General features: G+C 66.2%; 22 protein-coding genes and 1 tRNA gene. 12 read left to right on the plus strand and 11 right to left on the minus strand.

All coding sequences use genetic code 11. From position 1 onward, the window contains the following. The 4 genes from F624_RS0119615 to pth all read left to right on the plus strand — a co-directional run bounded on the left by F624_RS0119615 (window position 1) and on the right by pth (window position 2,634). Window positions 1-77 (plus strand) — tRNA-Gln (locus F624_RS0119615). Window positions 78-124: 47 nt separating this feature from the next. Then, entirely contained in the window at window positions 125-1,099 is a 975-nt protein-coding gene (locus tag F624_RS0119620) for a ribose-phosphate pyrophosphokinase (protein ID WP_019576050.1), read from the plus strand. Between the two features lie 111 nt (window positions 1,100-1,210). After that, window positions 1,211-1,834: a 50S ribosomal protein L25/general stress protein Ctc gene (locus F624_RS0119625; RefSeq protein ID WP_019576051.1), complete on the plus strand. Its 624-nt coding sequence runs from the start codon at window positions 1,211-1,213 to the stop codon at window positions 1,832-1,834. Window positions 1,835-1,968: 134 nt separating this feature from the next. Next, complete coding sequence (gene pth / locus F624_RS0119630; protein ID WP_019576052.1) at window positions 1,969-2,634, plus strand: aminoacyl-tRNA hydrolase; 666 nt, start codon at window positions 1,969-1,971, stop codon at window positions 2,632-2,634. Here the strand turns inward: pth and F624_RS0119635 are convergent. After that, window positions 2,625-2,882, minus strand: a complete 258-nt coding sequence (locus F624_RS0119635; protein ID WP_031255619.1) for a YfhL family 4Fe-4S dicluster ferredoxin — start codon at window positions 2,880-2,882, stop codon at window positions 2,625-2,627. The two genes, pth and F624_RS0119635, sit on opposite strands and share 10 nt — an antisense overlap. 285 nt (window positions 2,883-3,167) lie before the next feature. Here F624_RS0119635 and F624_RS0119640 point away from each other — a divergent pair, with 285 nt between their 5' ends. From F624_RS0119640 to F624_RS0119670, 7 genes are all read left to right on the plus strand, one after another. Then, entirely contained in the window at window positions 3,168-4,118 is a 951-nt protein-coding gene (locus tag F624_RS0119640) for an ABC transporter permease (RefSeq protein WP_019576054.1), read from the plus strand. After that, window positions 4,115-4,996 carry an ABC transporter permease gene (locus F624_RS0119645; protein WP_019576055.1) on the plus strand — a complete coding sequence of 294 codons (882 nt, stop codon included), beginning with the start codon at window positions 4,115-4,117 and terminating at the stop codon, window positions 4,994-4,996. The genes F624_RS0119640 and F624_RS0119645 overlap by 4 nt, the downstream gene beginning before the upstream one ends. Before the next feature lie 26 nt (window positions 4,997-5,022). Then, window positions 5,023-6,039 (plus strand): ABC transporter ATP-binding protein, encoded by a 1,017-nt coding sequence (locus tag F624_RS0119650; RefSeq protein WP_019576056.1) that lies wholly within the window; start codon window positions 5,023-5,025, stop codon window positions 6,037-6,039. After that, on the plus strand, window positions 6,036-6,905 hold the full coding sequence (locus tag F624_RS0119655; RefSeq protein ID WP_031255622.1) for an ATP-binding cassette domain-containing protein: 870 nt from the start codon (window positions 6,036-6,038) through the stop codon (window positions 6,903-6,905). The genes F624_RS0119650 and F624_RS0119655 overlap by 4 nt, the downstream gene beginning before the upstream one ends. A gap of 162 nt (window positions 6,906-7,067) precedes the next feature. Then, window positions 7,068-8,555: an ABC transporter substrate-binding protein gene (locus tag F624_RS0119660; RefSeq protein WP_019576058.1), complete on the plus strand. Its 1,488-nt coding sequence runs from the start codon at window positions 7,068-7,070 to the stop codon at window positions 8,553-8,555. Between the two features lie 3 nt (window positions 8,556-8,558). After that, window positions 8,559-9,983, plus strand: a complete 1,425-nt coding sequence (locus F624_RS0119665) for an amidase (protein ID WP_019576059.1) — start codon at window positions 8,559-8,561, stop codon at window positions 9,981-9,983. Continuing rightward, window positions 9,980-11,347, plus strand: coding sequence for a tetratricopeptide repeat protein (locus F624_RS0119670; protein ID WP_019576060.1), 1,368 nt, complete (start codon window positions 9,980-9,982; stop codon window positions 11,345-11,347). The genes F624_RS0119665 and F624_RS0119670 overlap by 4 nt, the downstream gene beginning before the upstream one ends. 1 nt (window position 11,348) lies before the next feature. Here F624_RS0119670 and F624_RS0119675 read toward each other — a convergent pair whose 3' ends face one another. The 8 genes from F624_RS0119675 to F624_RS0119710 all read right to left on the minus strand — a co-directional run bounded on the left by F624_RS0119675 (window position 11,349) and on the right by F624_RS0119710 (window position 17,738). After that, the gene (locus tag F624_RS0119675; RefSeq protein WP_019576061.1) at window positions 11,349-11,585 is read right to left on the minus strand and encodes a hypothetical protein; all 237 of its coding nucleotides are present in this window, start codon (window positions 11,583-11,585) and stop codon (window positions 11,349-11,351) included. 4 nt (window positions 11,586-11,589) lie between these two features. After that, window positions 11,590-12,606: a hypothetical protein gene (locus tag F624_RS0119680; protein WP_157443532.1), complete on the minus strand. Its 1,017-nt coding sequence runs from the start codon at window positions 12,604-12,606 to the stop codon at window positions 11,590-11,592. 111 nt (window positions 12,607-12,717) lie between these two features. After that, window positions 12,718-13,584: a DUF429 domain-containing protein gene (locus F624_RS0119685; RefSeq protein ID WP_019576063.1), complete on the minus strand. Its 867-nt coding sequence runs from the start codon at window positions 13,582-13,584 to the stop codon at window positions 12,718-12,720. A 2-nt stretch (window positions 13,585-13,586) separates the two neighbouring features. Then, a complete protein-coding gene (locus F624_RS0119690) occupies window positions 13,587-14,468 on the minus strand; it encodes an EamA family transporter (RefSeq protein ID WP_019576064.1) in 882 nt (293 codons plus the stop codon). 51 nt (window positions 14,469-14,519) lie between these two features. Continuing rightward, window positions 14,520-14,942: a BLUF domain-containing protein gene (locus tag F624_RS0119695; protein ID WP_019576065.1), complete on the minus strand. Its 423-nt coding sequence runs from the start codon at window positions 14,940-14,942 to the stop codon at window positions 14,520-14,522. A 2-nt stretch (window positions 14,943-14,944) separates the two neighbouring features. Beyond that, entirely contained in the window at window positions 14,945-15,646 is a 702-nt protein-coding gene (gene folE / locus F624_RS0119700) for a GTP cyclohydrolase I (protein ID WP_019576066.1), read from the minus strand. Between the two features lie 140 nt (window positions 15,647-15,786). After that, window positions 15,787-16,998 (minus strand): cardiolipin synthase ClsB, encoded by a 1,212-nt coding sequence (gene clsB, locus F624_RS0119705; RefSeq protein ID WP_019576067.1) that lies wholly within the window; start codon window positions 16,996-16,998, stop codon window positions 15,787-15,789. Between the two features lie 2 nt (window positions 16,999-17,000). Beyond that, window positions 17,001-17,738, minus strand: coding sequence for an endonuclease/exonuclease/phosphatase family protein (locus tag F624_RS0119710; protein WP_157443533.1), 738 nt, complete (start codon window positions 17,736-17,738; stop codon window positions 17,001-17,003). Window positions 17,739-17,888: 150 nt separating this feature from the next. On the opposite strand from F624_RS0119710, the gene F624_RS0119715 reads away from it, so the two are divergent. Continuing rightward, complete coding sequence (locus F624_RS0119715; RefSeq protein ID WP_019576069.1) at window positions 17,889-19,667, plus strand: response regulator; 1,779 nt, start codon at window positions 17,889-17,891, stop codon at window positions 19,665-19,667. 14 nt (window positions 19,668-19,681) lie between these two features. Here F624_RS0119715 and nudB read toward each other — a convergent pair whose 3' ends face one another. Together nudB and aspS are read right to left on the minus strand one after the other, a co-directional pair. Then, window positions 19,682-20,143, minus strand: coding sequence for a dihydroneopterin triphosphate diphosphatase (gene nudB / locus F624_RS0119720; RefSeq protein WP_019576070.1), 462 nt, complete (start codon window positions 20,141-20,143; stop codon window positions 19,682-19,684). 91 nt (window positions 20,144-20,234) lie between these two features. Continuing rightward, entirely contained in the window at window positions 20,235-22,043 is a 1,809-nt protein-coding gene (gene aspS / locus F624_RS0119725; RefSeq protein ID WP_031255626.1) for an aspartate--tRNA ligase, read from the minus strand. Window positions 22,044-22,068 lie beyond the last annotated feature (25 nt).

Consider the following 22,068-nt stretch of genomic DNA (forward strand, 5'->3'; position numbering starts at 1 on the left):
AGGGGAGTCGCCAAGTTGGTTAAGGCACCGGATTTTGATTCCGGCATTCGAGGGTTCGAGCCCTTCCTCCCCTGCCAAATTCTTTGCACGCACAGGCCAATTTCCTTCAGACCGCTGGACGCTCATGCAAGCCACCCCTCCTGATTTCATGGTTTTCACGGGCAACGCCAATCCTGGTCTGGCCGCTGAAATTGCTAAAAACCTCGGCACCACGCTCGGCGCGGCCCATGTGGGTCGTTTTTCCGATGGTGAAGTCACTGTCGAGATCAACCAAAACGTTCGCGCCCGTGATGTGTTCGTGGTTCAGTCCACCTGCGCTCCGACCAACGAAAACCTGATGGAACTGCTCATCATGGTCGACGCACTCAAGCGTGCATCGGCCGAGCGCATCAGTGCCGTGATCCCCTACTTCGGCTATGCCCGCCAGGACCGTCGTCCTCGCTCCACCCGCGTACCCATCTCCGCCAAGATCGTTGCCAACCTGCTGCAGACCGTGGGCGTGGCCCGCGTGCTGACCATGGATCTGCATGCTGACCAGATCCAGGGGTTCTTCGATATCCCGGTGGACAACATCTACGCCTCGCCCGTTCTGCTGGGCGACCTGCGTCAAAAGAATTACGAAGACCTGATCGTCGTGTCACCCGATGTGGGTGGTGTGGTGCGTGCACGCGCCCTGGCGAAGCAACTGGGTTGCGATCTGGCCATCATCGACAAGCGTCGGCCCAAGGCCAACGTGAGCGAAGTGATGCACGTGATCGGCGAAATCGAAGGCCGCAACTGCGTGATCATGGACGACATGATCGACACCGCGGGCACCCTGGTGAAGGCCGCCGAAGTTCTGAAGGAACGTGGCGCCAAGAAGGTGTATGCCTATTGCACCCACCCGATCTTCTCGGGCCCGGCCATCGAACGCATCTCCAAGGGCTCAGCCCTGGACGAAGTCGTGGTCACCAACACCATTCCCTTGAGCGATGCCGCCAAGGAATGCAGCAAGATCCGCCAACTCTCCGTGGCTCCGCTGATCGCAGAAACGATCCAGCGCATTGCCCGCGGTGAGTCGGTGATGAGCCTGTTCTCCGATCAAGACGGTCAGAACTGAAACTGAACGTTCCGGTCGATAGAACACACAGAGGGCTGACGGCAGCATGCCGCCAGCCCATTTTCAAATCAGGGTCGCACTGGTCGCGGTCGACCCCATCAGGAGTTCACTATGAAATTCGTCGCTTTTGAGCGCGCCAAGCAGGGTACGGGTGCGAGCCGCCGTCTGCGCATCACGGGCCGCACGCCCGGTATCGTCTACGGTGGTGAGGGCAAGGAACCCCAGCTGATCGAGTTGGACCACAACGCTCTGTGGCATGCCCTGAAGAAGGAAGCCTTCCACGCCTCCATCCTGGACATGGAACTGAACGGCCAAGAAGGCAAGGTTCTGCTGCGCGACGTGCAATACCACCCGTTCAAGCAACTGGTTCTGCACATCGACTTCCAACGCGTCGATGCCAAGACCCGTCTGTCTATGAAAGTGCCTCTGCACTACAGCGGTGAAGAAGAATCGCCTGCTGTGAAGGCCGACAAGTGCCTGATCAACCACGTCGTCTCAGAACTCGAAGTCGCCTGCCTGCCGGCCGACCTGCCTGAGTTCATCGCCGTGGACCTGAAGGACCTGAAGAAGGGCGTGTCCCTGCACCTGAACGACATCCAATTGCCCAAGGGCGTGACCGCCGTCACCCACGGCAAGAAGAACCCGGTTCTGGTGTCGGTCGTGGCCCCGGTGGAAGAAGTCATCGCTCCGGTGGCCGCTGCTCCTGCTGCTCCCGCCAAGAAGGGCAAGAAGTAATCTCAGGCCTGGCCTGTTTTTACCTCCCCTCGGATGGCTGGCCTTCAAGCCTGCCCTCCCTGCAAAACGGCCCACCTCGGTGGGCCGTTTTGCATGGCGCCCCTCGAATCAGACCCCGCAGATAATCTCACCCCATGATCAAGCTGTTTGTAGGCCTGGGCAATCCCGGCACCGAATACGAAGCCACCCGCCACAACGCCGGCTTTTGGTGGATTGACGAACTGGCACGCACCCTCAAGGTCAGCCTGACGCCCGACAAGGCCTACCAGGCCAAGGTGGCACGGGCCAATGTCAATGGCCAGACGCTCTGGCTGCTGGAGCCGCAGACCTTCATGAACCTCTCGGGCCGGTCGGTCTCTGCGCTGGCGCGCTTCTACAAGATCCAGCCCGAGGAAATCCTGGTGGTGCACGACGAGCTCGACGTGGTGCCCGGCGAAGCCAAGCTCAAACTCGGTGGCAGCCACGCCGGCCACAATGGGCTGCGCGACATCCATGCCCAATTGGGCTCCGACCGCTATTGGCGGCTGCGCCTGGGCATCGGGCACCCGGGCGTGAAATCAGAGGTGGTGAACTGGGTGCTCAAGAAACCCGCACCCGAGCAACGCGACGCCATCGAGACCTGCATCGAGCGCACGCTGAAGGCCGCCCCGGCCCTCATGGAAGGGCAGATGGAGAAGGCCACCCTGCTGATCCACACCAGCAAGCCGCCTCGCCCCAAGCCGCCCAAGCCCGCCGCGCCGGCTCAGCCCCCGGCAACAACGCCAGCAACACCGGCCACGCCGGCCGATCCTCAGGCCTGAGCCGAAGCCTGCAGACGCAAATACTTCTGCATCAGCGTCTCGCGGTTCTCCACGTGCTGCGGGTTCACCGGGATGCAGGCCACCGGGCACACCTGCACACACTGGGGCTCGTCAAAGTGTCCCACGCACTCGGTGCACTTGGCGGGGTTGATCTCATAGATCTCAGGCCCCAGGAAAATGGCCTGGTTGGGGCACTCGGGTTCGCACACATCGCAGTTGATGCATTCATCGGTGATCATCAGTGCCATGCGCACTCCTTGGCGCATCGCGTGGACGGCTGTTTCAACGGTAGACAGGGCTTGCAAAGCATAGGCTGCATTATCCCGCGATCGCCCCGGCCACTCTGCGGCCGCAGGCATTCACCGATACGCCACGGTCAATGCCGTCCGGTTAAGTGAACACTCCATTCATTTGTCGCTTTTCTGCGGCACTCCGCCAGCGCGACAACCGGATGCGGCAGTTTCCGATATGCTGGTCTGCTTTCACGGAAACAACCCCAACGCCATGGCCCTGCCCTGGCAGCCCAGCGGCCCATGAGTCTGTTCCTGTTCAAACGCTTTCTGACCTTTCTGGCCACCCTGGTCGGCGCGTCCGTCGTGATCTTCACTGTGCTGGAGGTCCTGCCGGGCAACGCGGCCCAGATGCTGATGGGGCCAGACGCCGCCCCCGAGGCCGTGGCTGCTCTCACCACCCAGCTGGGGCTCGACCAACCCGCACTCACACGTTACGGCCACTGGGTGAGCGGCATGCTGCAGGGTGATCTGGGCAACAGCTACACGTACAGCACCCCCGTGCTCGAGCTGGTGCTGGAGCGGCTGGCCCTGACCGTGCCCCTGGCGCTGCTGGCCATGCTCATCACCACGGTGATCGCCTTGCTGGCCGGCCTGTACGCGGCCTCACACCACAACAAGGCGGGCGATGTGGGGGTGATGAGCCTGGCCCAGATCGGCATCGCCATTCCCAACTTCTGGTTCGCCATCCTGCTGATCCTGCTGTTCTCGGTGCACCTCAAATGGTTCTCGGCCGGCGGGTTTCCGGGCTGGGAAGACGAACCCCTGGAAGCCCTCAAGTCGCTGCTGCTGCCGGCCCTCTCGCTGGCCGTGGTGCAGGCCGCCATCCTGGCGCGCATCACACGCTCGGCCGTCCTGGAGGTGATGCGCGAAGACTTTGTGCGCACCGCCCGGGCCAAGGGCCTGAGCCGGCGCGCCACGCTGTGGCGCCATGTGCTGCGCAACGCCCTGATCCCGGTGATCACCGTGATGGGCCTGCAGTTTGCCAACCTGCTGGCCGGCACCATCGTGGTCGAGAACGTGTTCTTCCTGCCCGGCCTGGGGCGCCTGATCTTCCAGTCGATTGCCAACCGCGACCTGATCGTGGTGCGCAACTGCGTGATGCTGCTGGCCAGCATGGTGGTGGTGGTGAACTTTGTGGTCGACCTGCTGTATGCCGTGATCGACCCCCGCGTGAAAGCCAGCGACATATGAGCCCGCAGCCCCATCCGGCCCCCTCCGCCGCCGCCATCACACCCCCCGGATTCCTGAAGCGGGCCGCCCGCCACCCCAGCTTTGTGCTGGGTGGTGTGCTGACCGCGCTGCTGATCCTGGCGGCCGCCCTGTCCTACGCCTGGACGCCCTGGTCGCCTTATGAGGTCGACCTCAGCCTCAAGTTGCAGGGCCCGTCGTGGCAGCACTGGCTGGGCACCGACACCTTCGGGCGCGATGTGGCCTCGCTGCTGCTGGTGGGCGCCCGCAGCTCGATTGCGGTGGGCCTGATCGCGGTGGGCATCGGCATCGGCCTGGGCACGGCCCTGGGCCTGCTGGCCTCGGCCCGCCGCGGCTGGACCGAAGAGCTGGTGATGCGCCTGGCCGATTTCACCTTCGCGTTTCCGGCCATCCTGTCGGCCATCATGCTGACGGCCGTGTTCGGCGCCGGCATGGTCAACTCCATCATCGCCATCGGCATCTTCAACATCCCCACCTTTGCCCGCGTCACCCGGGCCTCGGCCAATGCGGTCTGGTCACGCGAGTTCGTGCTGGCCGCCCGGGCCTGCGGCCGCAGCACCTGGCAGATCACCCGCGACCACGTGCTGCCCAACATCGTGTCGGTGCTGGTGGTGCAGGCCACCATCCAGTTCGCCCTGGCCATCCTGGCCGAGGCCGCCCTGTCCTACCTGGGCCTGGGCACGCAGCCCCCCCAGCCCTCCTGGGGCCGCATGCTCAGCGAGGCGCAGAGCATGCTCTTTCAGGCGCCGCTGCTGGCCGTGTTTCCGGGCCTGGCCATTGCGCTGGCCGTGCTGGGCCTGAACCTGCTCGGCGACGGCCTGCGTGACCTGCTCGACCCCCGCCTGGCGCGCAAACGCTGATCAACCCGCTCCACCTGCAAGCACCGATGGCCCTGCTCGACGTTCAAGACCTCCACATCCGGCTGCAAACCCCACGGGGCCCGGCCGACGCCGTGCGCGGGCTCAGCTTCTCGCTCGACAAAGGCGATGCCCTGGGCCTGATCGGCGAATCAGGCTGCGGCAAGTCGCTCACCGTGATGGCCTTGATGGGCCTGCTGCCCGAAGGCGCCCAGGTGCGCGGCAGCATCCGCTTTGAAGGCCAGGAGCTGGTGGGCATGGACGAAAACCAGCTGTGCCGCCTGCGCGGCGACCGCCTGGCCATGATCTTCCAGGAGCCCATGACGGCACTCAACCCGGTGCACACCATCGGCCACCAGGTGGCCGAGCCCCTGCGCCTGCACCGCGGCATGGGTGCCAGCGCAGCACGCGCCGAAGCCATCGCCCTGCTCGACCGGGTGGGCATCCCGAACGCGGCCCAGCGCGTGGACGCCTACCCCCATCAGTTCTCGGGCGGCCAGCGCCAGCGCATCACCATCGCCATGGCCCTGGCCTGCAACCCCGATCTGCTGATAGCCGACGAGCCCACCACCGCCCTCGATGTCACGGTGCAGCGCCAGATCCTGGACCTGATCAACGAACTGGTGGACGAACGCGGCATGGCCTTGATGCTGATCTCGCACGACCTGGGCGTGATCGCCAACAACGTCGACCGCATGCTGGTGATGTATGGCGGCAGCGTGGTCGAAAGCGGCCCGACCGAGGCCGTCTTCGCCCGCATGGCCCACCCTTACACGCGCGGCCTGTTCGCCGCCCGCCCCCGCCTGGGCCCCCGCCCCCCCGGGCCGCGCCCGGCGCTGGCCACCATCGCCGGCACCGTGCCTGAGCTTGTCGACCTGCCTGCGGGCTGCGCCTTTGCCGGCCGCTGCGCCCTGAGCACAGCGCAATGCGAACAGCAACGCCCTGTCGCGCGCCAGGTCAGCAGCCCCGAAGCAGCGGATGAACTGTCCCCCCACCTGGTGAGCTGCTGGCACAGCCCCGAACTGCCCGCAGAGGCCCAGGCATGAGCGCACGCGCCCCCATCCCGCCAAGCCACGCCCCCTTGCTGCGAGTGCAGCATCTGGTGCGTGAGTACACCCTGCCCCGCGAAAGCCTGTGGCGTCCGCCAGCCAGCGTGAAAGCCCTGCAAGGCGTGAGCTTCGAGATCCAGGCCGGCCGCAGCCTGGGCATCGTGGGCGAATCCGGTTCGGGCAAATCCACCCTGGCCCGCCTGGTGATGGCGCTGGACCAGCCCACCGCGGGCACGGTCGAGCTGGAAGGCCAGAACCTGCACACGCTGACGCCGGCCGCACTGCGCCAGGCCCGCCAGCATTTCCAGATGGTGTTTCAGGACCCCTATGGCTCGCTCGACCCGCGCCAGACGGTGGAGCGCATCGTCACCGAACCCCTGTACGGCCTGGGTGTGGCCAACGGTGTCAGCCGCGAACAAGCCCGGCAGCAAGCCGGTGAGGTGCTGCGTGAGGTGGGCCTGCGCCCCACCGACCTCGACAAATACCCGCATGAGTTCTCGGGCGGCCAACGCCAGCGCATCGCCATCGCCCGGGCCCTGATCACCCGCCCGCGCCTGATCGTGGCCGACGAGCCCGTCAGCGCGCTCGATGTGTCGGTGCAGGCGCAGGTGCTGAACCTGATGCAAGAGCTGCAGACCCACCATGGCATCACCTACATGCTGATCAGCCACGATCTGGCCGTGGTCAACCACCTCTGCGACGACGTGGCCGTGCTGTTCAAGGGGCAGATCGTCGAACAAGGCACGCCCGATGTGCTGTTCAGCGCCGCCACCCACCCCTACACCCAGACCCTGCTTCAGGCCGTTCCGCAGGCCCGGCCCGGGCAGCGCCAACGCAAGCCGCGCCGGGTCGATGCGGCATGACAGCCGATATGACGATGCCGCATATCGCCGCCCGGCGGCAGGCTTCTACAATGAAATTTCCATCGGCCCATCCGCCAGCGCCTGCCCCCCGGGGACGCTGGTGTATGGGTGTGATCCCAGTCCATTCCCGGCTTTTTCTGGCTTTTTCTGGAGCATGACCCCATGATCAACCGCCGCACCGTCCTGAGCTCTGGCGCCCTGGCCGCCCTGAGCGCAAGCACCTCCCTGGAAGCCCTGGCCCAAAACCGCAAAGATTCGGTGGTGCTGGGCATGACCCTGGAGCCGCCAGGCCTGGACCCCACCGCCGGCGCCGCCTCGGCGATTGCCGAGGTGGTGCAGTACAACATCTTCGAGACCCTCACCAAGATCAATGCCGACGGCAGCGTCACCCCCCTGCTGGCCGAAAGCTGGGAGGTGTCGCCCGACCTGAAGACCTACACCTTCAAGCTGCGCAAAGGTGTGAAGTTCCAGAACGGCGAGCCCTTCAATGCCGCCGCCGTCAAGTTCTCGTTCGACCGTGCCGGCGGCGACAAGAGCACCAACAAGGACAAGCGCACCTTTGCCGAAATGAGCACCCAGGTGGTGGACGACAGCACGGTGGTGGTCCTGCGCAAGGAGATCGATCCCGACTTCCTGTTCGTGCTGGGCCAGGCCACGGCCATCATCGTCGAGCCCAAGAGCGTCGACACCAACGCCACCAAGCCCATCGGCACCGGCCCCTACAAGCTCGATGCCTGGAACAAGGGCGCCAGCGTGGTGCTGGGCAAATGGGACGGCTACCGCAATGCGGCCGCCATCAAGATCAAGAAGGCCACCTTCCGCTTCATCGGCGACCCGGCGGCCCAGGTGGCGGCCTTGCTGGCCGGCGATGTGGATGGCTTCCAGCGCGTGACCCAGCGGGCCGTGCCTCAGTTCAAGGGCAACCCGCAGTTCCAGGTCATCGTGGCGGGCTCGCGGGCCAAGACCATCCTGGCCATCAACAACAAGAAAAAGCCGCTCGATGATGTGCGCGTGCGCCGTGCCATCGCCGCCGCCATCGACCGCAAGGCCGTGATCGAAGGCGCCGTGGACGGCTACGGCGTGCCCATCGGCAGCCACTACGTGCCGGGCGCCCTGGGCTATGTCGACACCACCGGCATCAACCCCTTCAACCCAGAGAAGGCCAAGGCCCTGCTCAAAGAGGCCGGCGTCACCACGCCACTCGAGCTGAACCTGTTGCTGCCCCCCGTGCCCTACGCGCGCCAGGGCGGTGAGGTGATCACCTCGCAACTGGCCAAGATCGGCATCGTGGCCAAGACGCAGAACGTGGAATGGGCCCAGTGGCTCAGCGGCGTCTACGCCAACAAGAACTACGACCTGACCATCATCTCGCACGTCGAACCCTTCGACCTGGCCAACTTTGCCAAGCCGGGCTACTACTGGAACTACGAGTCGCCCAAGTTCAACGAGCTGTTCAAGAAGATCAACAACACCCCGCGCGAGGCCGACCGGGCCAAGCTGCTGGGCGAAGCGCAGAAGCTGCTGGCCGAAGACTCGGTGCACGCCTTCCTGTTCCAGCCGCAATGGATCACGATCGGCCACAAGAACCTCAAGGGCCTGTGGAAAGACATGCCGGTCTTCGTCAACGACCTCTCTGCCCTGTCCTGGTAAACCATGCCCACTGCCGACCTTGCTGGCCAGCCCCTGCACAGCCTTGAAGCCCACACCCTGATCGCGGCCTACCGGCAGCGAACCCTGTCACCGGTGGAGGTGACCGAGGCCGTGATCCGCCAGATCGAGCGCTGGGAGCCCGCCCTGTGCGCCACCTGGCTGTACCGGCCCGAGGCGGCCCTGGCCCAGGCCCGCGCGGCCGAGGCGCGCTGGCTCAAGGGCCAGCCCCTGGGCCTGCTCGACGGCGTGCCGGCCACCCTCAAGGACAACATCGCCACCGAGGGCGACCCCACCCCCCTGGGCAGCGCAGCCGTCAGCCTGAACCCGGCCGCCGCCGACGCCCCCCCTGCGGCCCGCATGAAAGAAGCCGGCGCGGTCATCGTCAGCAAGACCACCATGCCCGACTACGGCATGCTTTCCTCGGGCCTGTCCACCTTCCATGCCCTGGCGCGCAACCCCTGGGACCTGAGCAAGGGCCCGGGCGGCTCCAGCTCGGGCGCAGGGGCTGCAGCGGCCGCTGGCTATGGCCCGCTGCACATCGGCACCGACATCGGCGGCTCGATCCGGCTGCCTGCCAGTTGGTGCGGCATCTTCGGCCTCAAGCCCAGCCTGGGCCGCATCCCCATCGATCCGCCCTACACCGGCCGTGCCGCCGGCCCCATGACGCGCAGCGTGGCCGATGCCGCGCTGATGATGCAGGTGCTGTCGCAGCCCGATGCGCGCGACAGCATGAGCCTGCCCTGGCAGGACATCGCCTGGTCGCAGTTCGACACCGGGGTCGACGCCTTGCGCGGCCTGCGCATCGGCCTGCTGCTGGACGCCGGCTGCGGCCTGCCGGTCGAGCCCGAAGTGCGGGCCGCCGTCGAACGCGCTGCGGCCCTGCTGGCCCAGGCCGGTGCCCACATCGAGCCCCTGCAACCCTTCATGACCCAGGCCATGCTCGAGGGCATGGACCACTACTGGCGCATGCGCTCGCACATCGACCTGTCGGCCCTGCCGCCGGCCCAGGCCGACAAGGTGCTGCCCTACATCCGCCGATGGGCCGACAGTGCTGCCGGCCTGAGCGGGGTCGAGGTCTTCAACGCCAGCCACCAGTTCCACCAGACCCGGCTGGCCAGCGTGAAGGCCTGCAGCGCCTTCGACTACGTGATCTCGCCCACCGCGCCCATGCCGGCCTTCCCGGCCGAACTGCCCTCGCCCACCGACGACCCCCTGCATGGGCTGGAGCACATCGGCTTCACCGTGCCCTTCAACATGTCGGAGCAGCCCGCCGCCTCGATCAACTGCGGCTACACCCGCGCCGGCCTGCCCATCGGCCTGCAGATCGCCGGCGCCCGTTTTGACGACCTCGGCGTGCTGCGCGTGGCCCGCGCCTTCGAGTTGATCCGCGACCCGCAACGCCCCTGGCCGGAACCGCCGCAAGCATGACGCAGTTGCCGCCCGCCACCACCGACAGCCTGGGCAACCCGGTCACCCTGCATGACCCGGCCAGCCTGGGGCCGCTGAATGACTTTGTCGAAGGCTTCATCGCCTGCGAGGCGCGCTGTGTGAACGTGCTGCAGGCGGTGCAGGACGACAGCCCGCTGGTGCAAGCTTATGCGGCGGCACTGCACATGTTTGCCGAGACGGGCGACGCACCGGCGCAGGCCCGGCCCTTCATCGAACGGGCCGAGGCGCAGGCGCCTGGCGCTACCGAGCGCGAGCAGCGCTTCATTGCCGCAGTGGCGGCCTGGGTGCGGGGGGATCTGGCCCGCGCTGTGGCCCTGCACGAGGAGCAGGCGCGCCAGTTCCCGCGCGATCTGGCCTCGCTCAAGCTGGGGCAATACCACCTGTTCAACCAGGGGCAGTCGCCCGGCATGCTGCGCCTGGCGCTGGCCGCCCTGCCCCACGCGGCCGATGTGCCCCACCTGCATGGCATGGCGGCCTTTGCCTGGGAGCAATGCCATCTGCTGCGCCAGGCCGAGGCCGCCGCACGCACGGCCCTGCGCCTGAGCCCCAAAGAGCCCTGGGCGCAGCATGCGCTGGCCCACGTGATGCTGACCGAAGGGCGTCTGGAGGAAGGGCGTGGCTTCATGCGCGAGGCCAGCGCCAGCTGGGTGGGGCTGAACTCCTTCATGCAGACCCACAACTGGTGGCACCTGGCCTTGTTCGAACTGGAGCGAGGCGACTTCGACGAGGCTTTGCACCTGTTTGACGAGCAGGTCTGGGGCGTGGTGAAGGACTACAGCCAGGACCAGATCAACGCCATTTCGCTGCTGGCACGGCTGGAGCTGGCCGGCGTCGATGTGGGCCCACGCTGGCAGGACTTGGGGCAGCATCTGCTGCGGCGCCAGCCCGACCACGTGCTGCCTTTTCTCGATCTGCAATACCTGTACGGCCTGGCCCGCGCGGGCCATCGGGGCGAGGCCCGGGCCCGGCTGCAGGCCTTGCACCACCATGCGGAGCAGGCCACCGGCCCGCTGCGCCCCGCCTGGCAGCAGGTGGCGGTGCATGCCGCCGAAGCCTTGCTGGCCCATGCCGAGGGCCAGTACGAGCGCAGCGCCCAGAGGCTGGGCCAGGCGCTGCCGCGCCTGAGTGAAATCGGTGGCAGCCATGCGCAGCGCGATCTGTTTGCGCAGATCCACCTGGATGCGCTGTTGCAATCAGGCCAGTGGGTGGGCGCCCAGAACCTGCTGCAGCCGCTGTGCAACCAGCAGCCCGAATCGCGTCGCCTGGCGGCCTTGGCACGCCAGCTCTACCAGGACCTGGATCTGGCACAGGTAGGTGTCGCGGTGACTTCCGTGCCAGGCTGACTCACATCGGCAGCAGCCGCGGTGGCAGCTTGCGGCAGTCGGCGTCCAGAAACGGCCCGCCTTGCTGCGCCCAGCCCGCACCGGGTGAGGCCTGGGCGCAGATCTCCTTGCCGTCGAGCTTGCTGCGCCACACAAACCAGGGGGCGGGGCCCGCCTGCGCCAGGCCGGCGAGCAGACAGGCCGCCAGGCCGATCCCCAGGAACCGCGGGCCTGACAGCGGAAATCGCAGCCTGTTCATGCCTTCACTCCACCAGGTAACGCCCGGGCAGCAGATGAACCGCCTGCCTCAGGTGTTGAAGAATGCTCTCGTGCTCGCGGGGTGTCAGCATGCGGGCCCCGAACGGGGTATCGACCGTGGACAGGCGCTCGGCCTCCAGCACACGCAGGCCGCGCGCCACATCCTGCACCACCCGCACCGGGACATGCATGTTGCCGCTTTGGTACATCAAGGTCTCGGGACTGCTCAGGTGAATCGAGTAGTCTGGGCCGGTGATACGCCCATCGGCCTGGAGCTCGGGTTGCGCCGGGTGTGGCCCATCGCGCTCATCGGGATGAGGTTTGATGGGAAAGGACACATCACCAAACTCTGGCGCCACCATGGCGAGCTTGTAGCCACAGCGCTCGCATTGGTAGTGGTCGGTGCCCGCATCACGCAACATGAAGCGCAGGCTGTCAACGCGGCAATGCGGACAGAGCCGGCGCCCCGCCAGCAGGGTCGGATCCGGTGGCGCAGGGCGAGTTGAGAGCGGCATGGCCTCGGTCTGGGGTCGCGCTGGTGGGGCCACGCTCGGGCTCACCCCTGCCTGCGGCTGCAGAACGAACGGGTCATCCAGCCCAGGCAGCCCCGATCGGTCCAATGCCGCAGTGACCGCGCCTGCCGCCGGCAAAGTCGGCTTGGGAGCGGTCAGAGGGGCCCCCCGGTCAGGCGTCAGGTCCAACTCGGGCGCTCCATGGCTGGGCGTGATTCGCACCCGCACCCCCCAACCCACCGACTTGCGGAAAAACCCGATGCGGCAGCCCACCCAGGGCAGCCCATCCTGCGTCAGTGCCTGGGCCAGGGCCTGTGCCGCGGCCTGCACCCGCGCAGGGGCGGGCTGCTCTGGCTCCACTTCGGAACGCCGAAGCCGAGACACCAAGGCCGGTCCATCCTGCACCAGGCACAACTCGCCCTCGGACCAACCTTCGGGTCGATCAGCGATGGCGGCCTGGGCCAGGACTTTCAGCAAGGGCTGATAAGACGAGTATCGGGTCGATTTCATGGTGTTGTTCTCCCACCGCGGGGCCTGCTCAGGCCTGCGGGGTGAAGCACAGTGATGTGGCAAGTGTAGCGAGGGCCCCTGGCGGGTGTCGATGCGCCGGTCGCGCGCGGCTCAGCCGGGCCAGGCCGCACTGACGATCCAGCCCTCCAGCGGGTCCAGGCCAGGCGGCAAGCCATACAGCGGGGCCCCCGCAACATGACGGCGCTGTGCCCAGGCCGCCTGCAGCAGGCACAGCACGGCATCCAGGCTGTCGCCGCTGGCGTCGTCCACCAGGGCGTCGCGCTGGGCGTGGCTGAGCTTGAGGCTCAGCCCCAGGCGGGTCTGGCCCTGCTCCAGCGCGGTGATCAGGTCTTTGCGCGCAATCAGGCGCTCGGGCGTCTGTTTGGCCGGGTCATCGCTTTTGTACGAGCGCTTGCCCAGCACCTCGCGGGCCAGCAGGCCAGGGTAAGCCTCCAGCGCCACCCGGGTGGGTGCGCCGAGCGATGCCGCAGGCTGCCACAGGCCCGGCAATTGCACCCCGGCGGCCAGCAAGGGGGGCACGCCCGCATGCATCATGTAGGCCACGGGTGGGTTGACCCATTTCATCGACGGGCTGGACCCGGCCGGCCCGTCCGTGGCCCGATGGGCGAACTTGCCCCCCACGGGGCGGGCATCACAAAAGGCCGAGAATTCGGCCCGGATCTGTTCACGCGACAGGCTGGCATAGTGCGCCATGCAGGCCGCCCAGTCGGTGGGCCAGCCCAGGGTGCAGACCAGCTCACGCGGCAGCCCGAAAGGCAGGTCAAAGCCGCCCACCCATTCACGGGGCTCGGCCAGCCAGGCGGCGTAGGCCTCCAGCGTCTGCAGGCGCTCCAGGCGGCTCAGCACCACCCGGCCGGCACGCTCATGGCCCAGGGCCAACAGCACCGGCTTGCGCCGCGTCGGCCGGCTGCTGAAGTCGCAGCCCAGCAGCAGCATCGGGGAGGTGGGGTCCGCCATGTTCAGCCCAGCCCCAGCAAGACCACACCAGCAGCGATCAGCACGGCCCCGCCCACGCGGGCCAGGCGATCGCCCTCGCCCAGCAGGTGCCCGCCGATCAACGCGGCAAACAGCATCGAGACCTCGCGCGCCGGGGCCACATGCGACAGCGGCGCTGTCTGCATCGCATACAGCACCAACACGTAAGAGACTGGGCTGATGCAGGCCACCAGCAGGGCATGCTTCCATTGCAGGCGCCACAGTCGGGCAGCCTCGGGCCGGTCCCGCCACACCTGGGGCGCCAGCGCGGCCACACGCACGAAATTGCCCATGTAGTCGATCAGCACGGGCGACATCAGCATCACCTTGACAGCATAGCCGTCGACCACGGTGTAGCTGGCGATGAAGGCGCCGGTGAGCAGCCCGTACACCAGGCCCAGGCGCACCCGCGCCTGGTGCTCGGCACTGCGGCCAGCCCGCCACAGGCCCGGGCCACCCGCCACCAGAAACACCCCCAGCACCACGCCCAGCAGGCCCAGCCCGCTGGAGGCCGTCAACTGCTCACCCAGCAACAACAAGGCCACGGCAGAGGACAGCAAAGGCCCGGAGCCCCGCGCCAATGGGTACACCACGGTGAGGTCGGCACGCTGGTAGCCGCGCAGCAGGGTGACGTAATAGACCACGTGCAGCAACCCGCTGAGGGTGATCAGCCCCCACTCGGCGGCCCCCCAGCCATTGACCACGCCCCAGCCCATCCACAGACCGGCCGGCGCCCACACCCCCATCATCAGAAAGGAGGTGAAGAAGGCGAAGCGGGAATCACCCCCAGCCCGTTTGGCCGCGATGTTCCAAAGGGCATGGATGAGGCCGGCCAGCATGACCAGCGAGAAAGACAGAAGACTCATGAAGCCAGCCCGGCGCTGCTCAAGCGCCGTGGGCGAAACACCAGACCGTGCTCAGGCCCGGCCGATGATGGCGGCGGTGGCCATCAGCTCTTCGAGCAGGGCCAGAGAGACCTGGCCAGACACGGCATAGGGGTCGAGTTCGGGGCGCTCGGAGTACTTGAGCAGGATGGAGGTGTTGAGCTTGGACAGGTTCACCAAACCCATGGTCCAACCGCCGAAATGGCGCTCGGAGATTTCTTCATAGACCAGCAGCTCGACCTGGCTGTGTCGGGTGTCGCGCAGGATATGACCGTAGAGTTCATTGACGGCAGAACGACCGCCTTCGATGGCCTGCAGAAAAATGCCGCCGCCGTAGCACAGCACGCCCGTGATGCCCGAACCCGGGTTGTGTTGGCGCGACTGGGCCAGGATGGCGTCGATCGCGGCCGGCGAATTGTCAACCACGCGGCTGGCGTAGAGCAGACGAACAAGCATGGTCAGTCCTTGCGAGGAATCAGGGAGAGGAATTCACGGCGCAGCGCGGAATCCTTGAGGAACACGCCACGCATCACCGAGTTGATCATTTTGCTGTCCATTTCGCGCACGCCGCGCCAGGACATGCAGAAATGACTGGCCTCCATCACGATGGCCAGGCCATCAGGCTGGGTCTTCTCCTGGATCAGGTCGGCCAGCTGCACCACAGCTTCTTCCTGGATCTGGGGGCGCCCCATCACCCAGTCGACCAGTCGGGCGTACTTGGACAGACCGATCACATTGGTGTGCTCATTGGGCATCACCCCGATCCAGATGCGGCCCATGACCGGGCAGAAATGGTGGCTGCAGGCGCTGCGCACCGTGATCGGGCCGACGATCATCAGCTCGTTGAGGTGTTCCGCATTGGGGAACTCGGTGATCGGCGGGGCCGCCACGTAGCGGCCCTTGAACACCTCGTTCAGGTACATCTTGGCCACCCGGCGGGCGGTGTTGTTGGTGTTGTGGTCCCGCTCGGTGTCGATCACCAGGCTGTCGAGCACGCCTTGCATCTTGTGCTCGACTTCGTCGAGCAGCTTCTCGAGTTCACCGGGCTGGATGAACTCGGCGATGTTGTCGTTGGCGTTGAAACGCTTGCGCGCTGCGGCCAGGCGCTCACGGATTTTCAGCGAGACGGGGGTGCCCTCGTCCGGGTTGATTGGGTTCATTGCGGCTTGTACTCTGTCCAAACAGCCAAGGATGGTAACAGCGATTGAATTTTGGGGTTTATAGGCCGATAGCCACTGCGGAACAAGGGTTTCACGCTACACAATAAGTAGCAATGAAGCCCTGTTGAACGGACCTGTGCTCAGTAACGATGGCCGGTCAGCCACAAGGCCAGCCGCATCAGACCGAACGCCACCCGGTCCAGCACCCGCAAATGCCAGGAGCGCCGCGCCAGTAGCTCGGGCTGCACCGGGCGCCCGGCCTGCCGCATGGCGGCGTGCAAGGCACTGCGCAGGCCAGCGGCAAACTCGCGGTCGTCGATGACCACATTGGCCTCGCGGGCCAGCAACAGGCTCAGCGGATCGAGGTTGGACGAGCCCACCGTGCTCCAGCAGCCGTCCACCACCGCCACCTTGGCATGCAGAAAGCTGGGCTCGTACTCGTGGATCTCCACGCCGGCGGCGAGCAAGGGGCCGTACACCGGACGGGCCGCGTGGTGCTGCATGAAGCTTTCATAGCGCCCCTGCAGCAGCAACTGCACCCGCACGCCGCGCTGAGCCGCCATCACCAGGGCGCGGCGCAGCTTGCGCCCGGGCAGGAAGTACGCGTTCGCAATCAGCACCTCCTCGCGCGCTGCCCCGATGGCCCGCAGGTAGGCCTTTTCGATGCGCGCCCGATGCCGCAGGTTGTCGCGCAGCACCAGGGCAGCGCGCAGGCCCTGGGGCCCGTTGCGCAGGGTGCCAGAGGCTGGCGCCGGCAGCGCCTGGCGCCAGTCCTCCAGGGCCCGCGGCAGGCGCCGCGACCGGATGGCCTGCGCCGCTTCCAGGCGCCACCACAGGCGCGACATGGTGTCCATGGCCTCGGCCACCACCGGGCCGGACAGACTCACGGCCAGATCAAAGCGCGGCTGCCGCAGCGCCCCATGGTGCGGGTCGTACCAGTCATCCAACACATTGATGCCGCCGCAGAACAGACGCTCGCCATCCAGCACGCACAGTTTGCGGTGCAGGCGGCGCCAGCGGTTGGGGATCAGCAGACCGCCCGGCCCCAAGGGTGAAAAGACCCGCCACTGCACGCCCGCAGCCTGCCAGCGCTGCCGCCAGAGCGTGGGAATCGCATCGGTGCCCACACCATCCACCACCACGCGCACCGACACGCCGCGCAGTGCCGCCCGCGCCAGGGCCTGGGCCACGTCCTGCGCGCTGCCGGTGAAATCAAAGATGTAGGTCTCCAGCCAGATGCTGTGGCGCGCCGCATCCATGCCGGCGATCAGGGCCGGAAAGAACTCGGTGCTGCCCTGCAGCAACTCCACCTCGTGGCCGGCGCGGTAACTCAAGCCATGGGCCCGCGGCATGGCTAGAACCTGAAATCGGTGATCAAGGGCAGGTGGTCGGACATGCGGGCCCAGGCCCGCCCATGCGGCACTTCGGCACGGATCGGGGCCAGGCCGCGGGCGTAAATGTGGTCCAGCTGCGCCAGGGGCAGGCGCGACGGGAAGGTGGGGTGACGTGTGGCCTCGAACTCGATCAGGCCATCGTGGCGCAGCGTGCGGCTCAGCGTGCCGCCAAACTCATTGAAGTCACCCGCCACGATCAAGGGCTCGCTGACCCGCACTTCGCGGGCGATGAAGCGACGCAGTTGCTCCACCTGCCGCACCCGGCTGCCTGGAATCAGCCCCAGGTGCACCACGATCACATGCACCGGCCGATCCGCCACCATGATCTCCACATGCAGCAGGCCGCGCTGCTCGAAACGGTGGTCGGACATGTCCTCGTGCTGGTGGTTGACCACGGGCCAGCGCGTGAGCAGGGCATTGCCGTGCTCGCCATGGCGGGTGACGGCATTGGTCCGGTAGACGGCTTCATAGCCCTCGGGGGCCAGGTAGTCGGCCTGCGGCATGGCCGGCCAGCGTGCAAAGTGGCTCTGCTCACGGCGATGCACCTTGCGCACCTCCTGCAGGCAGACCACATCGGCGTCCAGTTGCTCCACGCCATGGCCAATGTCATGAATCTCAAGCCGGCGCGTCGGCCCCATGCCGCGCACGCCTTTGTGAATGTTCCAGGTGGCCACCCGAAAAACGCCGTCTTTGTCCATGCTGGAATTGTGGCCCATCCCTCGGCAGGCGCGTGCCGCCTGAAACAGACACGGACTAGGTAAATTTTCTGATTTCGCGGCGTAACACCCGTTCTAAACTATCTTCAGGCAAAAATCGGTGCTTGGTCAGTACTACAACGAACACAACACATGGCAACAGCCCCCCAACGCGACATTGCCGATTGCCTGGCCCTGGTGATCGACAGCAATGCCACTTCGCGCAGCATCCTGGCTGGCCAGTTGCGCGACTACGGCGTGGGCAAGGTGGTGCAGTGCAGCCGGGTGCGGGATGCCCGCAACCGGCTGGAGCACACGGTGTTCGATTTTGTGCTGTGCGAGCAGTACTTCGACGAAACCAACGAATCCGGCCAGACCCTGCTCGATGACCTGCGCCGGGCCCACCTGCTGCCCTTCTCGACTGTTTTTTTCATGGTGACCGCCGAAGCGTCCTACGCCTCGGTGGCCGAAGCCGCGGAATCAGCTCTGGACGGCTACCTGCTCAAGCCCTTCACCCCGGTGGCCCTGTTCGACCGGCTCAGCCTGGCGCGCCTGCGCAAAGTGCACCTGATGCCGATCTTCAGTGCCATCGAAGACGAGAACTTCGAGCTGGCCGCCAGCCTGTGCGTCCAGCGCTTCGAGGCCCAGCAGCCCTATTGGCTGTACGCCGCTCGCATCGGCACCGAATTGCTGCTGCGCCTGGGGCGCCATGACGAGGCCCGCACCCTGTTCGAAGCCGTGATTGCCGCCCGTGCCCTGCCCTGGGCCAAACTGGGCGTGGCCCGGGCCCAGGTCGAATCTGGCCAGGCCACCCGCGCCATCACCACCTTGATGGGCCTGATCGGGGAAGACGCCAGCTACACCGACGCCTACGACGTGCTCGGGCGCGCCCAGGTCGAGGTGGGCAATTTTGCCGAGGCCCTGGAGACCTACCGCACCGCCAGCTCGCTGACCCCCGATTCGGTCGGGCGGCAGCAGAAGTTCGGCATGATGGCGTTCTACATGGGTGACCGCGTCACAGCGACCAAGGCCCTGGCCCGGGCCACCATCCTGGGCATCGACTCCAAGCTGTTCGACTTCCAGTCCATCGTGCTGCTGGCCTTTGCCTATTTTGCGGACAACGACCGCAAAGGCATGGAACGCTGCATGGCCGACTGCGCCCGCATTCTGGAACGGCACCCCGACAGCCCCCGGGTGCGGCGCTTCGCCGAAGTGACTGGCGCACTGCAACAGATTCTTCAAAGGCAATTTGCCCGTGCGGTCGAGATGGTGCGCAGAATGGCCGCCCAATTGAGCGATGTTGATTTTGATTTCGAGGCCTCCTGCAACCTCGCAGGCCTGCTGTCGGTGTTGGCCCACACCTCGATCGACCTCTCCGAAGGCAGTGGCTGGATCAAACAACTGGGCATGCGCTACGCCAACACCCGGGGCCTGAGCGAATTGATGGCCAACGCGTGCCACCTGCACACGCCCTATGCAGACACCATTCGCGCCTGCCTGCAAGAGATCAACGGCACCGCCGAGCGCGCCATGGGCCTGAGCCTGTCAGGCGATCCGGCCGGCGCCGTGCGCAGCCTGCTGGAGCACAGCGAAGCCACTCTGAACGTCAAGCTGCTCGACATGTCGCAACAGGTGCTGTTGCGCCACCAGGCCCGCATCGCCCAGGCTGAGCCGCTGCAACAGCAGATCGACGCCTTGCGAAGCCGCTGCGGCACCACCCCGGCGCGGGCCGTGCTGGGGCAGGACAGCGAACGCCAACCCGGTGGGGTGACGCTGCGCCTGCGCAAACGCGCTGAGGCCAAGGCCCAGGCGGCTGAAAGCCTGCAAGCCGCCCAAGCGCCAGCAGAGGCACCACCCATGCCTCAAGCCGAATCGAAATCAGAGGCTCTGACCCAGGGCCTGGACGCGCTGCGTCTGCGCCCAGGGCGCTGAGGCGCAGGCGGCGGTCACGCCAGAAACCGAGGCAGCATCAAGCAGGCCTCGGCATTGGACGCCGAAAAACACCGATCCGCTGCCGCCAGCCAAGGCAGCCACTGGCTGGCCGTGTGTTCGCGGGGGCTCAGGCGCACGGACAGAGGACTGGGTACGGTCAGGCCGAACACGCGCTCGCGATTGCGCTGCACACCGGGTGCGTAGCGATGCTGCCACTCGGGCCAGATGTCATAGACATTCTCCAGCCCCCAATCCAGCAGGCGATGCCCTGGGGCCAGGGCGTCGATGCCGGTCTCCTCCATCACCTCGCGCACCGCGGTGTCGAGCCAGCTTTCGTCCACATGGTCCTTGCTGCCGGTGACGGATTGCCAATGCTCGCCAGCATCGGCACGCCGGATCAGCAGCACCTGCCGGTCGGGTGTGTGGATCAGCACCAGCACCGACTCGGGAATCTTGTGGGCGCGCGACTCGGGCATGAGAATCTCCGGGGCAAAAAGAAAAGCGGCCAGGGCTTGCGCCGTGGCCGCTGCGGTCCTGATCGTCCGGTGATCAGGGGATTTGCCGGCCTCAGGCGGCGGGCGTGGCGTTGCGCAGGCGGATGTGCAGTTCGCGCAGCTGCTTTTCGTCCACCGGGCTCGGGGCCTGGGTCAACAGACACTGGGCGCGCTGGGTCTTGGGGAAGGCGATCACGTCACGGATCGACTCGGCGCCGGTCATCAGCGTCACGATACGGTCCAGGCCGAAGGCCAGGCCACCGTGCGGAGGTGCACCGTACTGCAGGGCGTCGAGCAGGAAGCCGAACTTCTGCTGGGCTTCTTCGGGGCTGATCTTGAGGGCGTCGAACACCTTCTGCTGCACATCGGCGCGGTGGATACGGACCGAGCCGCCACCCATTTCCCAGCCATTGAGCACCATGTCGTAGCCCTTGGAGATGCACTTCTCAGGCGCGGTGACCATCCAGTCCTCATGACCGTCCTTGGGCGCGGTGAAGGGGTGGTGCACGGCGTTCCAGCGCTGAGCATCTTCGTCGAACTCGAACATCGGGAAGTCGACCACCCACAGCGGGGCCCAGCGGTGCTCGAACAGACCGTTCTTCTTGCCGAATTCGCTGTGCCCGATCTTGATGCGCAGGGCTCCGATGGAGTCGTTGACGATCTTTTCCTTGTCAGCACCGAAGAACAGCAGGTCGCCGTCCTGGGCACCGGTGCGGGCCAGGATCTCGGTGATGGCCTTGTCGTGCAGGTTCTTGACGATGGGGCTTTGCAGGCCGTCGCGGCCCTTGCTCAGGTCGTTGACCTTGATCCAGGCCAGGCCCTTGGCGCCGTAGATCTTGACGAACTCGGTGTAGCTGTCGATCTCACCGCGCGACAGGCCCGAACCTTCCTTGGCGCCGCCCGGCACACGCAGGGCCACCACGCGGCCACCCTTGGTGGTGGCGGGGGTGGAGAACACCTTGAAATCAACATCGGCCATCACATCGGTCAGCTCGGTGAACTCGAGCTTGACGCGCAGGTCGGGCTTGTCAGAGCCGAAACGGAAGGCCGCGTCCTGGTAGGTCATGACCGGGAACTCGCCCAGGTCCACGCCCAGGGTGTTCTGGAACACGGTCTTGATCATGCCCTGGAACATGTCACGGATGTCCTGCTCTTCCATGAAGGACGTTTCGATATCGATCTGCGTGAATTCGGGCTGGCGGTCAGCGCGCAGGTCTTCGTCGCGGAAGCACTTGGTGATCTGGTAGTAGCGGTCGAAGCCGGCCACCATCAGCAGCTGCTTGAACAGCTGGGGCGACTGGGGCAGCGCGAAGAACTGGCCGTCATGCACGCGGCTGGGCACCAGGTAGTCACGCGCGCCTTCGGGCGTGGACTTGGTCAGCATCGGGGTTTCGATGTCGATGAAGCCGTTGGCATCGAGGAACTTGCGCACTTCCATGGCCACGCGGTAGCGCAGCATCAGGTTGTTCTGCATGTAAGGGCGGCGCAGGTCCAGCACGCGGTGGGTCAGGCGGGTGGTTTCGCTGAGGTTGTCCTCATCGATCTGGAACGGAGGCGTGACCGAGGGGTTGAGCACCTTGAGCTCGTGGCACAGCACTTCGATCTGACCGCTCTTGAGTTTGTCGTTGGTGGTGCCGTCCGGACGGGCACGCACCACCCCCTTGACCTGCACGCAGAATTCGTTGCGCACTTCTTCGGCCACCTTGAACATCTCGGCACGGTCCGGGTCGCAGACCACCTGCACATAACCTTCGCGGTCGCGCAGGTCGATGAAGATCACACCACCATGGTCACGACGACGATTGACCCAGCCCGACAAGGTAACGGTTTGGCCCAGCAGGGCTTCGGTCACGAGACCGCAATAGTGTGAACGCATAGCCATAAGAAACATCCAGCGCCAAGGGGCG

It is taken from the genome of Curvibacter lanceolatus ATCC 14669 (assembly GCF_000381265.1).
GTDB lineage: Bacteria > Pseudomonadota > Gammaproteobacteria > Burkholderiales > Burkholderiaceae_C > Curvibacter > Curvibacter lanceolatus.